Origin of the sequence: Arthrobacter sp. NyZ413 (assembly GCF_049390645.1) — a bacterium.
GTDB lineage: Bacteria > Actinomycetota > Actinomycetes > Actinomycetales > Micrococcaceae > Arthrobacter.
The window spans coordinates 431409-444628 of record NZ_CP155434.1 but is presented as its reverse complement, the minus strand read 5'-3'; the positions used below and the strand labels follow the sequence as shown (position 1 = coordinate 444628).

10 protein-coding genes are annotated in these 13220 nt (G+C 65.6%); 7 read left to right on the top strand and 3 right to left on the bottom strand.

Features of this window, described 5'->3' with window-relative positions; genetic code table 11:
* Positions 1-12: 12 nt before the first annotated feature.
* Positions 13-1494 carry a helix-turn-helix domain-containing protein gene (locus ABCW42_RS02150; protein ID WP_423183315.1) on the bottom strand — a complete coding sequence of 494 codons (1482 nt, stop codon included), beginning with the start codon at positions 1492-1494 and terminating at the stop codon, positions 13-15.
* 182 nt (positions 1495-1676) lie between these two features.
* On the opposite strand from ABCW42_RS02150, the gene aceA reads away from it, so the two are divergent.
* Positions 1677-3008: an isocitrate lyase gene (gene aceA / locus ABCW42_RS02145; RefSeq protein ID WP_423183314.1), complete on the top strand. Its 1332-nt coding sequence runs from the start codon at positions 1677-1679 to the stop codon at positions 3006-3008.
* Positions 3009-3478: 470 nt separating this feature from the next.
* Positions 3479-5131 (top strand): malate synthase A, encoded by a 1653-nt coding sequence (gene aceB, locus ABCW42_RS02140; protein ID WP_423183313.1) that lies wholly within the window; start codon positions 3479-3481, stop codon positions 5129-5131.
* Between the two features lie 203 nt (positions 5132-5334).
* On the opposite strand, the gene ABCW42_RS02135 is transcribed toward aceB, so the two are convergent.
* Positions 5335-6531, bottom strand: coding sequence for a CynX/NimT family MFS transporter (locus tag ABCW42_RS02135; RefSeq protein ID WP_423183312.1), 1197 nt, complete (start codon positions 6529-6531; stop codon positions 5335-5337).
* 79 nt (positions 6532-6610) lie between these two features.
* Complete coding sequence (locus tag ABCW42_RS02130) at positions 6611-7831, bottom strand: ROK family transcriptional regulator (protein WP_423183311.1); 1221 nt, start codon at positions 7829-7831, stop codon at positions 6611-6613.
* A 176-nt stretch (positions 7832-8007) separates the two neighbouring features.
* Here ABCW42_RS02130 and ABCW42_RS02125 point away from each other — a divergent pair, with 176 nt between their 5' ends.
* The 5 genes from ABCW42_RS02125 (at position 8008) to ABCW42_RS02105 (ending at position 13182) form a co-directional block, all read left to right on the top strand.
* Positions 8008-9093, top strand: a complete 1086-nt coding sequence (locus tag ABCW42_RS02125) for a Gfo/Idh/MocA family protein (RefSeq protein ID WP_423183310.1) — start codon at positions 8008-8010, stop codon at positions 9091-9093.
* Entirely contained in the window at positions 9090-9890 is an 801-nt protein-coding gene (locus ABCW42_RS02120; protein WP_423183309.1) for a hypothetical protein, read from the top strand. The genes ABCW42_RS02125 and ABCW42_RS02120 overlap by 4 nt, the downstream gene beginning before the upstream one ends.
* Positions 9891-9981: 91 nt before the next feature.
* Positions 9982-11301, top strand: coding sequence for an ABC transporter substrate-binding protein (locus ABCW42_RS02115; RefSeq protein WP_423183308.1), 1320 nt, complete (start codon positions 9982-9984; stop codon positions 11299-11301).
* A 13-nt stretch (positions 11302-11314) separates the two neighbouring features.
* Positions 11315-12289 carry a carbohydrate ABC transporter permease gene (locus tag ABCW42_RS02110; RefSeq protein ID WP_423183307.1) on the top strand — a complete coding sequence of 325 codons (975 nt, stop codon included), beginning with the start codon at positions 11315-11317 and terminating at the stop codon, positions 12287-12289.
* Positions 12289-13182 carry a carbohydrate ABC transporter permease gene (locus tag ABCW42_RS02105; protein WP_133206615.1) on the top strand — a complete coding sequence of 298 codons (894 nt, stop codon included), beginning with the start codon at positions 12289-12291 and terminating at the stop codon, positions 13180-13182. The genes ABCW42_RS02110 and ABCW42_RS02105 overlap by 1 nt, the downstream gene beginning before the upstream one ends.
* Positions 13183-13220: the final 38 nt, after the last annotated feature.

Here is a 13220-nt window from a genome sequence, read left to right as displayed (position 1 = left end):
CGAACCAGCCGCCTACCGCGAGTGCGCCTCCAAAAACGCGTACACCTCGGTCTCGTCCACGCCGGGGAAGGCGCCCGGAGGCATGGCCGCCAGAAGGTGCGAGTGGGCCCGCGCGGACGGCCAGGCGTTGCCGGCCCACGAAGAAGCCAACGACGCCGGCGGGCGCTTGCAGCAGTTCGGGTCAGGGCACGTCGAAGTAGCCCGCGCCGTCGTCTCCCTCCCGCGGAACCACTTCACGTGCTGGTATGGAACCCCGATGCTGAGCGAGAACTCCCCCGCCGCCGAGCGCTCCGTGCGGGCTGTGCACCAATACGTGCCGGACACAGTGTCCGTGTATTGGCTGTAGGCGCTGAACTTGTCCGCGACGTCGAACACGGCCCGCGAGGTCCAGGCCCTGCACGAAGGCTGTCCCTCGATGGCGCCCGTGTGGTCCTGGGGGAAGGCCACGCCGTCGTTCTCGTAGGCCTTGTAGATGATGCCGCTCTGGTGGGTTTTCTGGAAGTGCGTGGTGATCCCGAGGTGCTTCGTGGCAAGGTTCGTGAAGCGGTGCGCCGCGGTTTCGTACGATACCGCGAAGGCGTCCCGGATGTCCTCGACGGCGATTTCCTTGGCCGCTTTCGCCTTTTGGAGGAACTCGACGGTGGCATGCTCGGGCAGGAGCAGCGCGGCGGCGAAGTAGTTGGTGGCGACGCGTTGCGCGAGGAAATCGCCGTAGTTGCGCGGAGTCTCGTGGCCCAGGACGTAGTGGCCAAGGGCCTGCAAAAGCACCGAACGGGGGTCGTGGTCCTGCCGCTGGCTCTGCGTGAGATAAATTCTGCGATTCTTCAAATCGGTCACTGAACGCGTGGAATGGGGCAAGTCACCCACATGGTGGAGGGTGAATCCGAGGTTCTCGGCGATGTCCGCGATGACGTGCTGGCTCAACGGTCCGGAGGTGTAGCCGACGCCCTTGAGCACCTTCTGCGCCTCGGCCTCATACTCGGGGAAATAATTGCCGCGCTCACGCATCATGGCACGCAACTCGCCGTTCGCACGCCGGGCTTCTTCCGGCGTCGCGACCTGCTCGTTGAGCTTGCGCTCAAGCTCCTGCAGGAGCCCCACCTGCGACTCCAGCACGTCGAGCGGAAGCCGCGAACTGATGCGGATTTTCGGCAGGTTCAGCGACTCATACAAGGGTCCACGCTGGTACCGTTCCAACTCGATTTCGAGGGCGGCGCGGCGGCTGGGCGGCTCGGCCCCGAGCAGCTGGTCGATGCCCACGTTGAGGGCACCGGCGAGCTGTTTCAGCAAGCCGAGTTTAGGTTCGCGCTTGCCGTTCTCGATGAGGCTCAACTGGCTGGGAGCGGTCCCGACGGCGGCACTCAAGTCGTCGAGCGTCAGTCCGGCCTGCTTGCGGAGAAACCGCACGCGGCGGCCCAGGCTGATGACGTCAAGTTCGGCGGTGGAGGCCGACGACGGCGGTGGTACTTCACGGTTCCAGCTCACAGGTGACATTTCTTGAGAATACGCGAAGAAGTGCGTTTCTTTCCATGGTTTTCCTCTAGAAAGCCCTTTGGAAGTGCTGAAAAGTAATAACCACGGAAACCTCGACCGGACCAGTTGCAAAGGCGCAGCGATGTCCGGCCGGGGTGGCAAACCAGAAAACACGCATCAGTAGCGTCGAAGGAGACAGAACAATGACCGCAGCATTTGAACCAGCGCAGCCCGCGTCCGCTCAGCAGACCGCAACCGAGCAGGCCGCCGCGCTGGAACTCGAATGGGCTGCCAACCCGCGTTGGGAAGGCGTCACCCGCGATTACTCGGCCACCGACGTCGTCCGCCTCCGCGGCCGCGTCTCCGAAGAACACACCCTGGCCCGCCGCGGTTCCGAAAAGCTGTGGAAGCAGCTCACCGAGGAAGCACCCACGGGCGGATACACCAACGCGCTCGGCGCCCTCACCGGAAACCAGGCCGTCCAGCAGGTCAAGGCCGGCCTGCGCGCCATCTACCTTTCCGGCTGGCAGGTAGCGGCCGACGCGAACAACTCCGGCCACACCTACCCGGACCAGTCGCTCTACCCGGCCAACTCGGTGCCCACCGTTGTCCGCCGCATCAACAACGCCCTGCTGCGCGCGGACCAGATCGAATTCTCCGAAGGCATCCAGAGTGTCGAGGACTGGCTGGTCCCGATCGTCGCCGACGCCGAAGCCGGTTTCGGCGGTCCGCTGAACGCCTACGAACTCATGAAATCCATGATCCAGGCCGGTGCCGCCGGCGTGCACTGGGAAGACCAGCTCGCCTCGGAAAAGAAGTGCGGACACCTCGGCGGCAAGGTCCTCATCCCCACCCAGCAGCACATCCGCACGCTGAACGCCGCCCGCCTGGCAGCCGACGTCGCCGGCACCCCGACCGTCGTCATCGCCCGCACCGACGCCGAGGCGGCAACGCTGATCACCTCCGACGTCGACGAACGCGACCAGCAGTTCATCACCGGCGAACGCACCGCTGAAGGCTTCTACAAGGTCCGCAACGGCATCGAACCCTGCATCGCCCGCGCCAAGGCCTACGCCCCGTACTCCGACCTCATCTGGATGGAAACAGGCACCCCGGACCTGGAACTGGCCCGCAAGTTCGCCGAATCCGTCAAGGCCGACTTCCCGGACCAGATGCTCTCCTACAACTGCTCGCCGTCCTTCAACTGGAAGAAGCACCTCGACGACGCCACGATCGCGAAATTCCAGCGCGAGCTCGGCGCCATGGGCTTCACGTTCCAGTTCATCACCCTGGCCGGCTTCCACGCCCTGAACTACTCGATGTTCGACCTCGCCCACGGCTACGCCCGCGAAGGCATGAGCGCCTACGTCGAACTCCAGGAAAAGGAATTCGCCTCCGAGTCCCGCGGCTACACCGCAACCAAGCACCAGCGCGAAGTCGGCACCGGCTACTTCGACGACATCGCCACCGCGCTCAACCCGAACGCATCCACCCTGGCCCTGGTGGGATCCACCGAAGAAGGCCAATTCCACTAACCCACTTCCGACGGCGGGCCGGGCCACCTTCGGCCTACGGCCTGGCAACCCGCCCTCGGCGCATGCTCACCTCGGGCCCTGCTCACCTTCGGCCTGCGGACCGGCGTCGCTCTGCCTGCTATTCCCCACGTCCCTGTTTCGACCTCGCTGAGCGAGGACGGACCGGGACGCAGGGCCCCTTTTACGCAGGCTGCCGCAATACCGGCCCTCCGGCCTCGAGCGTAAGGCGCCTTTCCGGCAGCCGGGCAAGGTGATCCGGAAGCGTGCGTAAAAGGGGCCCCGTCCCCGCCCGCGGCCGAGCTTTGCGAGGCCTCTTCGGGCGGGGATGGGGAATAGCACGCGGAGGATTGCCTTGGCCGGCACCCAACCCGGCACCCGCACCCTCGGCCCATCAGGCACCCAACCGCAGCAGACCAGCTAAACCGCACCCAGCCGCCGTCGAACTTTTGATTCTCTGAGGAGAGATTGACATGAACAGCTTCACCGATAATTACACGATCAACGGCATCACGCTGACCGCACAACCTATTCACCGGCAGAACGAGGTTTTGACTCCGGATGCCTTGGAGTTCGTCGCGAAGCTACACCGCGCCACGGCGGAGCGCCGGCAGGAGCTTATGCAGGCCCGGCATGGGCGCCGCAACCAGATCGCGTCCGGGCAGGACCCGCGGTTCCTCCCGGAGACGGCGGAAATCCGCAATGACCCGAGCTGGCGCGTCGCTCCCCCGGCACCGGGCCTGGAGGACCGCCGCGTGGAGATCACCGGACCCGTTGACCGGAAGATGACCATCAACGCGCTCAACTCGGGCGCCAAGGTGTGGCTGGCGGACATGGAAGACTCCTCGACCCCGACCTGGCGCAACGTCATCCAGGGGCAGCTGAACCTGACGGATGCCTTGGAGCGCCGGATCGACTTCACGTCGCCCGAAGGCAAGGAATACAAGCTCAAGGCCGCCGAGGAACTGCCCACCATCGTGGTCCGGCCCCGGGGCTGGCACCTGCCTGAGAAGCACATGCTCATCGACGGCAAGCCCGTGGCCGGCGGCGTCGTGGACTTCGGCTTGTTCTTCTTCCACAACGCCCGCCGACTCCTCGCCCAGGGCAAGGGCCCGTACTTCTACCTGCCCAAGATCGAGAACCACCTCGAAGCACGGCTGTGGAACGACATCTTCGTCCTGGCGCAGGACCTGCTCGGAATCCCGCAGGGAACCATCCGCGCCACCGTGCTGATCGAGACCATCACCGCGGCGTTCGAGATGGAGGAGATCCTGTTCGAACTGCGGGACCACGCCTCGGGCCTGAACGCCGGACGCTGGGACTACATTTTCTCGGTCATCAAGAACTTCCGCACCCGCGGTCCGCGCTTCGTGCTCCCTGACCGCGGCCAGGTGTCCATGACCCAGCCGTTCATGCGTTCGTACACCGAGCAGCTGGTCCGGGCCTGCCACCGCCGTGGCGCCATGGCGATCGGCGGCATGGCCGCCGCTGTTCCCAACCGCAAGGACGAGGCCGCCAACACGGCGGCGTTCGAGAAGGTGCGTGCGGACAAGGCCCGTGAAGCCGGCGACGGTTTCGACGGTTCCTGGGTGGCGCACCCGGACCTGGTCCCGGTGTGCCGTGAAGTGTTCGACGGCGTACTCGGCGACCGCCCGAATCAACTGGACCGCTCCCGCGAAGACGTCACCCCGGACGACCGCGCCCTGATCGACGTCGCCTCCACCACCGGCACCATCACGGAACAGGGAATCCGGAACAACATCGAGGTGGGCATCCGTTACATCGAATCCTGGCTGCGGGGCAACGGCGCAGTGGCCATCCACAACCTCATGGAAGACGCGGCCACCGCGGAGATCTCCCGCTCGCAGCTGTGGCAGTGGATCCACGCGCACGCCATCACCGAGCACGGCGAGATCATCACCCGGGAATGGATCAACGAACTGCTCGACGAGGAATTCGCCCGCCTGGAACGCTTCGACGACGACCGCTTCAACGATGCCCGCAGCATCTTCGAGGAAGTCACCCTCGCCGCGGAATTCCCCACCTTCCTGACCATCCCGGCCTACGCCCGCTACCTCACCGAAGCCCGCGAAGAAGCCACCAAGGAAGAACTCGTAGCCGCCTGAACAGCCTGACCCCAAAACCCCTCCGCCCGCTGGGCTGCCCGCACTCTTCGCAACAAGTGACCCCGAAGGCCGGGGAGGCAGCCCAGCGACGGAGTTTTTGCACGCGAAATGGCAGCAGATGACCGTAAAGCGCGGCGGAATGGGCATCTACTGCCATTTCGCAGCGCTGATTAAAGCCGTCCCTTGCACGCTGGGGAACGGGCCTAGCGCTGGCGGGCCAACCAGCGGACGGAGAGGGTGGTGCAGACGCAGAACGCCGTGACCGAGCCGAGGATCACGAAGAGGGGCGCGGTCCAGCCGTTCGAGATGCCGTGGATGAAGCCAACCACCGTGGGGGCCAAGGCCGCGAAGCAGTAGCCCACCCCCTGGACGACGGCGGACATCCTGCCTGCCGAGGCCTGGTCGCGGGCGAACTTGATGATCGCGATGAAAATGACCGTGATGCCACCGCCTTGGGCGATGCCGCCGAGCGAAGACCACAGCCACCACCAACCCGGAGCCAGCAACAAGCCCAGCGGCACCGTGATCCACAAGGCACTCAAGGTGACCGCGACCGTCGTCGTACTCGCGAAACGGGCCAGGAGCGGCACGCCGAGCCCGCCCACGATCGCAAGGATCTGGAATAGTGACGACCCGGCTCCTGCTTGGGCGGCGCCCATGCCCAATTCGTCGGACAGGAAGCTCGGAAGCCACGCGGTGACGCCGTAATAGGAGAAGGCTTGGCCGGCGAATCCGAGCGTCAGGCCCGTGGTCAGCAGGCCGACGCCGGGGATCTTCCCGGCTGCTTTGCCGTCGGAAGCCGGAACCGGGGCCGGAACCAGCGCGTTCCGGGCGCCCACTGCGGGAATCCAGAACAGGATGGCGACGAGGGCCAGGACGGCGCTCGCGGCCAGCGAAAGCCGCCATCCCAACAGTTCGGCGAGCGGCGCTGTGGCCACGGAGGTGAGGAAGGATCCGATATTCAGCGCCGCGGTGTACACGCCCATGGCGGTTGCCTGCCGCTTGGGAGCGAAGTCGCGCCGGATGATGAGCGGTACCGCGATGTTCCCGATCGTGATGGCGACGCCGATAAGAACAGTGCCGACCATCACCGGAACGCCGCCGCCGCTGGAACGGATTACGACGCCGGCCAGCACCCCCAGGAGCGTCAGCATCACCGCGAACTCGGCGCCGAACCGGCGTCCGGCCATCGAGGCAAGCGGCGCTGCGAGCGAGAAGCACAGCACGGGGATGCCGGTCAGGAGTCCAAGTTCAACCGGCGAGAATCCGAGGTCGTGCCGCAGGGAATCGACTACCGGGGCGACGGCCACGAAGGGTCCACGCATATTAAGGGCAATGAGTCCGATGCAGGCGAGGATCAACCAGCCCCGCGGGACCTTGGCGAACAACTGGGAGCTCATGAAATACGGTGGCTGGAGAGATAAGTCATCGCTTCCATTGCTATCACGGTGCGGCGCGCGGGAAGGCTATAAGTCGCCCTCAGCCCGTTGCCTGCAGTGTGGCTTCGATCACGGCCGGGGACAAGACGTGCTGGGTGACCATCTGGCTCGCGCCGAGGATTGCGGCCCGGTCGCCCGCCATCGAGATGCCGATGCGCAAGTGCGAGGTCGCCAAAGGCAAGGACCGCCTGTAGACCACTTCGCGGATGCCGGCGACGAGGTGCTCCCCGGCCTCGCCGACGCTGCCGCCGATCACGATCATCGAAGGATTGAGCAGGTTGACCACTGTCGCCAGGACGTCGCCGACGTCGCGGCCTGCTTGTCGAAGCGCCTGGATGGCTTGGAGGTTGCCTTCCGCGACGAGCCGTACGACGTCGGCGCCGCTTGAGGCCTCGAGTCCGTTGGCGCTCAACTGCCGGGCAACCGCCATGCCGGAAGCGAGGGCTTCGAGGCAACCGTGGTTTCCGCAGGTGCACAGCACGTCGTCGCCGCGCGGCACCCTCACGTGCCCGAGGTCGCCGGCCGTGCCATTGGCTCCGCGCTGCAATTCGCCGCTGCTGATGATGCCCGCGCCGATGCCGGTGGCGATCTTGACGAAGAGGAGGTTGTCGTGGTCCGGCCAGTACGCGGTGCGCTCGCCGAGCGCCATGATGTTGACGTCGTTGTCCACCAGGACCGGAACCGGCAGGGAACGCTGGACGTAACGGACGACGTCGAACCCGTCCCAACCAGGCATGATCGGTGGCTTGACCGGCCTGCCGGTGGCGTGTTCCACAGGGCCTGGCAGGCCGATGCCGATTCCGGCGAGGTCCACGATCCCGCGGCCCGATTCGCCGAGGAGTTCGAGGCCTTCCGCCACCACCCTGCCCAGGACGACGTCGGGACCGTCCGCGACTTGCTGCTTGAGGCGGCGTTCGGCCAGGACTGTTCCGCCAAGGTCGGTGACTGCGACGATCACGTGCGTCGCTCCGACGTCGACCGCGAGGACCACCCGGGCGGCGGGGTTGAAGGCAAAGCGCGACGGCGGCCTGCCGCCGCTTGAGCTTGCCTCGCCGGCGGGGCCGACGAGTCCGGAGTTCATGAGTGCGTCGATCCGCGAGGCCACGGTGGAGCGCGCGAGTCCTGTTGTAATGGCGAGTTCCGCCCGGGTGCGGGCGCGTCCGTCGCGAAGAAGCTGGAACAGATCTCCTGCACGCGAGAGGCTCCCGGCGTCCTGTACGGAGCCGTCCTTGGGAGGGGCTTTTTCGGGTGCTGAGGTCATGCATCAGTGATAGCACGATTGCTTATGGGTGTCACGCAACAAAAGTTTGCCGAATAATTTTCAACTTTTGCTTGCTCATCGACAAAAGTCGGTCTAGGTTGTTTTGTGAGGAGGGTCACGAAGCCAACCGGCCGCACCGAATCTCCCAGACTCCGTTTACGAAGAGGTAACTGATCTTGTCCAGCCAGTCACAGGCAACACCGCTAGGATCACTGAAGCCCCTCGGCGTCGGCATCCTCGGCGCCGGCCCGGTCACCCAGGCAATCCACTTGCCATCCCTCGCACGGCTCCGGAACATCCTGGAAGTCCGCCACATCATGGATGTCGACGCCAGCGTCGCCGAATCCGTCGCAGCCCGCGTCGGCGCCACCCACAGCACCACCCTGGATACGCTCCTGGGCGATCCCGACGTCGACATCGTCGCCATCTGCAGTCCGCACCAGTTCCACGCCGACCAAGTCATCGCCGCCTGCCGCGCAGGAAAGAAAGCGGTCCTCTGCGAAAAGCCGTTCGCCATGAGCGGCGAAGAAGCGGCACGGATTTCCGCCGTGAGCGAGGAAACCGGCGTGCCGATCATCGTGGGCGCCATGCACACCTTCGATCCCGGCTGGCTCGCCGCCGAGGCGAACTGGGGCGATCTCCCCCGGACGGCCCACACCATCCGCTCCTCCATCGTCCTGCCGCCCAACGCACGCTTCGAAGACTTCGCCACCGAGATCATCACCAGGCCTGCCGGCGGAGCCCCCGACTACAACGACGTCGAATTCATCAAGAGCGCCCTCCGCGGCGGCGTCATGGGACTCGCCATCCACGACCTCCCCCTCGTGCGGCGCTTCACTCCGGACTTCGAAGACCTCGAAATCCTCCAGGCGCGCCACGTCCGCCCGTTCGGTTATGTCATTTCCCTTCGTGCCGGAAAGCAGATCATCGAACTGCGGGCCGCAATGAACAGCACGTGGAAGCCGGAATGGGTGTTCGAAGCCATTTCGGACGACGCCGCGCTCCGCATCGACTTCACCCCCTCCTATGTACAGGCCGGCTCCGCGGTGGCAACCGTGACCACGGGCACCACGAGCACCAAGTTCGGGCCGTACGAGCACAACGGGTATGAAGGCGAATGGCGCGAACTCGCCGAATTGGCCCGCGGAACCAAGCAGCCGCCGTCGGCCGAAAGCCTCATCAACGACCTCACCTTCGCCCTGTCCATTGCCGACGCCACGGTGGACGTCGCCGCCGCAGAATTCGCAGGAGCCCGCTCATGAGCGCCCAGTACACCGTCACGGCCACCCCGCAGGCTGAAGCGAGCGGCGCCGTTGGACTCGCCGTCGCTTCCCTGCCGGCAAGCTTCGGCCCGGCGGCCACGGGCGACGACGCCACGGTCGCAGCGATCGACGGCACCTCCGGCTGGACCACCGAAGCGATCCGCGCGATCGAGGGCGGGGCGAGCGGCGTCGTCGTGGTCAATCCGGTTCCCGAAAACACCGCCGCATTGCGCGACGCCGCCGAAAACGCGCGCGCCGCGGTGGTCCTGGACCAGCGATGGGCCTCGAACCCCGGGCTCGCCGGGGCCGAGGACGCCGTCCGTTCGGTGGCTGGCCGCGCCGCCATGCTGGACACAGTCGCTACTGCGGCGGCAGGCACGGATCCGGAACGGCTCCTCACCGAGCACCTTGCCGCCGTCGTCCGCGTTACCGGCCAGCTGGACGCCCTGCGCGTCTTGCGCCGCGGGTCGCACGGCTACACGGCATCCGCCCGGCTCGCCAACGGCGCTCCGGTCTCGCTCCAAGGGGTACTGACCGACTCCCGGCCTGCCGGCGTCGACTTCCGCCTCTACACCGACGACGGCGGCGTCAGCATCGCGGTCCCCGAACCGCTGGCTGCCTGGCCGGCTGAGGTCCGGGCCATCGGACCCCAGGGGGAAATCCTCCTCCCCACGATCTACGAATCCGCCCACCGCACCACCTGGCGCCGGCTCAAGGAACACCTCGACGCCGGCACCACGAGTTCCGACCTCGCCGGATTTGCCCGGCTCACCGAATCCATCGCGCACCTCTCCTAAGCCAGACAACCAGCAGCACCCTCCCCTTCTCGACGACGAGCCGGACCGCAAACCCAGCGCAGGAAGCGCAGCGGCCCCGAAAGGAACCATCATGAACGTTCAGTCCGAAGCCAGCCGCAACTTTTCCCGCCGCGGCTTCCTCGGCCTCACCGCGGCAGCGGCGGCCGTCCCCCTGCTCGCAGCTTGTGGCGGAGGTTCCAGCTCAAGCTCGAGCGGGGGCACCATCAAGTTCTGGGACATGCCGTGGGCGACTCCGGCCTACAACGACGCCGCGAAGAAGATCACCGAGTCCTACGTCCCCACCGGAAGCAACGGCAAGGCCAGCTACCAGATCATCCAGTGGAACAACTTCTACCAGACCTTCTCCTCGGCCATCGCGTCCAAGACCGGTCCCGCGGTGTCCACCGGTGGCGGTTTCCAGGCGTTCCAGTTCGAGCAGCAGGGCCAGATCGCCTACGCGGACAACGTCATCGATGCGATGAAGAAGAACGGCCAGTTCGACGACTTCCTCCCGGGCGTGCTGGAACCGTTCAAGTCGGACAAGGGCTACGTCGCCGTTCCGTGGCAGCTGGACATGCGCCCCCTCTGGTACCGCAAGTCGCTGTTCGACCAGGCCGGCGTCGCGGTTCCCACCGACTGGCCCAGCCTGCTCGACGCGGGCAAGAAGCTTAAGTCCATCGGCGCCGTCGGCTTCGCCACGGGTTCCGGTGCGGGCAACAACATCGGCAACCACTTGATGATCATGATGATGATCAACAACGGCGGCGGCGTCTTCACCAAGGACGGCGAGCTGGACGTCCTGAACGACCGCAACGTCGAAGCCACCGAGTTCCTGCTCGAACTCGTATCCAACGGCGTGATCGACCCCGCCGCGGTCAGCTACACCACGGACAACCTCGACGCCCAGTGGAAGGACAAGAAGAAGGCCGCCTTTGGTATGTACGTGCTCGGTCTGCCGCAGCGCGTGGGTGACACCTCCGGAGACCTCCTGGTGGCAAGCCCCATGGCGGGCCCGCACGGCGACAAGGCCACCCTGGCGTTCCCGAACAACATCATGATGTACAAGAACACTCCCTCCCAGGCGGCCTCCGAGGCGTTCCTGGTCTACTACATGGGACAGCTCAAGTCCCTGTGGCAGCAGAAGCTTATGAACGCGCTGCCGGTGTTCAAGTCCATCACCGAGCTTCCCGAGTTCGCGAGCGACCCCAACAACGTCAAGATCGTCAAGGAATACCAGCCGATCGCCAAGACGTTCGCGGCGCAGGGTAGCACCCTCAACGCGAACCTCGCAGTGCTCGACGGCGGCCAGGCGCTGAACCAGTTCACCCAGACCATCCTCACTGGCAAGACCGACGCGAAGACGGCGCTCACGGCCTTCCAGTCCGGCCTCCAGTCAGTCCTCAAGAAGTAAAGCAGCACCCGCCATGTCATCCACTACTGCGCAATCGGGCCTCGCCCGGGCCCGCCGGGGCCTTGCTCCCGGCGGGTCCGGGGGCCGGCCCCGCAATGAAGACCTCAACCGCAAGAGCAAGCTCTCGGGACAGACCACCCGGACTTTCTTCTGGCTCCTGCTGCCCTCCATCGTCCTGGTCATCCTGATCAACGGCTACCCGCTCATCTACGCAGCCGTCCAGGCCACCCACGACGGCTCCCTGATCGATACCGGCAACTTCGTCGGCCTGGACAATTTCACCTCCGTCCTCACTTCGCCCGCCTTCTGGAAAGCGGCCCAGTTCACCTTGCTCTTCACCATCGTGGGCGTGTTCGGCTCGTGGGGCGTGGGCCTTGGCCTGGCCCTGCTGCTGCGCACCAAAATCCCCGCCGGGGGCGCCTTCAAGGTCCTGCTCCTGCTGCCGTGGGTGGTCCCGATCGTGGTGTCCTCCACCGCATGGAACTGGCTCGTGGCCACCCCGGACAGCCTCATCCCCTCGATCTTCCGCAACCTTGGACTCGGCACCCCGCTGTTCCTCGCAGACCCGCACCTGGCCGCCGTCATGGTCATGGTCTTCAAGGTCTGGGTGTCCTTCCCCTTCATGATGATGATGACTTCCGCCGCCCTGGCCTCCGTGGACACCACCGTCTACGAAGCCGCCAGCATGGACGGCGCCACCAGGTGGCAGCAATTCACCCAGATCACCTTGCCGATGATCGCCCGGTCCACCTACATCAGCTGGATCCTCATGACGATCTTCTGCGTCAACGACTTCCCCACCATCTACCTGCTCACCGGCGGCGGACCCGTCGACGCCACCACCTCCCTCGTGGTCCTGGCCTACCGCAGCGTCTTCCAGGACTTCCAGACCGGACACGGCGTCGCCATCGCCTTCCTCATGACCCTCACCCTCGTCATCGTGTCGGTCTTCCTGTACCGCCAGATCCGAAAGTCGAGCGTCGAATAATGAGCGCAGTACTCCACGCCCACCCAGAATCCGGCCCCTCCCTCGGCGTCGCCGACTCCGGAAAGTCCCGCCGCGTCCTCTCCGAGGCAGGCATGCGCGGACGCTGGTGGCGGTTCGTCCTGATCCTTGCCATCACCGCGATCGTCCTCGTCCCGATCATGGTCACCGTCATCCTGGCCCTCACCCCGGGCCCGGGCAGCACCGCCACCGGCCTGACCCTGGAAAACATCACCGGCGTATTCTCCAAGACCCTCGCCGCCACCTGGCTGGGAAACAGCCTGATCACCACGCTGTCCACCGTGGTCGTCTCCGTCGCCGTCGCCGCCCCCGCCGGCTACGTGCTCTCCCGCGGCCGCTCCAAGGCAGTCTCCGGCTACTCCCTGCTGCTCTTCGTCATGCAGTCCCTGCCGATCATCACCTCCGTGGTGCCCCTGTTCATCCTGTTCGCCAACATGGGCCTCGTAGACAACCTCCTGGGCCTGACAATCATCTACGTCGGCTCCACCATGACCGTGGCCACCTGGATGATGGCCGCCTACTTCGACTCCATCCCGATCAGCCTCGAGGAAGCCTCCTGGATCGACGGCTGCTCCGTCTTCGGATCCTTCACCAAGGTGGTTCTCCGCAACTCCCTCCCCGGCATCCTCTCCACCGCGATCTTCGCCTTCCTCCTGGCTTGGAACGACTACCTCGTGGCCATCGTGTTCCTGCGCTCCGACGAGATCTTCACCCTCCCCGTAGGCGTGCAGTCCTTCTTCCAGCAAAACCTCACCGACTGGTCCGGAGTCATGGCCCTCGCAGTGGTCATGATGCTCCCACCCATCATCGTGTTCGCCACCCTGAACAGGTACTTCAGCGTCGGCGGCATCGGCGGATCCCTCGCAGGCCGCTAAACACCGACCATTTCCGGCAACCAAACAACGCAAAGGAA

Coding starts and splice junctions, on each gene's coding strand:
- ABCW42_RS02150 (WP_423183315.1), bottom strand. CDS start 1,494: ATGTCACCTGTGAGCTGGAACCGTGAAGTACCACCGCCGTCGTCGGCC.
- aceA (WP_423183314.1), top strand. CDS start 1,677: ATGACCGCAGCATTTGAACCAGCGCAGCCCGCGTCCGCTCAGCAGACC.
- aceB (WP_423183313.1), top strand. CDS start 3,479: ATGAACAGCTTCACCGATAATTACACGATCAACGGCATCACGCTGACC.
- ABCW42_RS02135 (WP_423183312.1), bottom strand. CDS start 6,531: ATGAGCTCCCAGTTGTTCGCCAAGGTCCCGCGGGGCTGGTTGATCCTC.
- ABCW42_RS02130 (WP_423183311.1), bottom strand. CDS start 7,831: ATGACCTCAGCACCCGAAAAAGCCCCTCCCAAGGACGGCTCCGTACAG.
- ABCW42_RS02120 (WP_423183309.1), top strand. CDS start 9,090: ATGAGCGCCCAGTACACCGTCACGGCCACCCCGCAGGCTGAAGCGAGC.
- ABCW42_RS02115 (WP_423183308.1), top strand. CDS start 9,982: ATGAACGTTCAGTCCGAAGCCAGCCGCAACTTTTCCCGCCGCGGCTTC.
- ABCW42_RS02110 (WP_423183307.1), top strand. CDS start 11,315: ATGTCATCCACTACTGCGCAATCGGGCCTCGCCCGGGCCCGCCGGGGC.
- ABCW42_RS02105 (WP_133206615.1), top strand. CDS start 12,289: ATGAGCGCAGTACTCCACGCCCACCCAGAATCCGGCCCCTCCCTCGGC.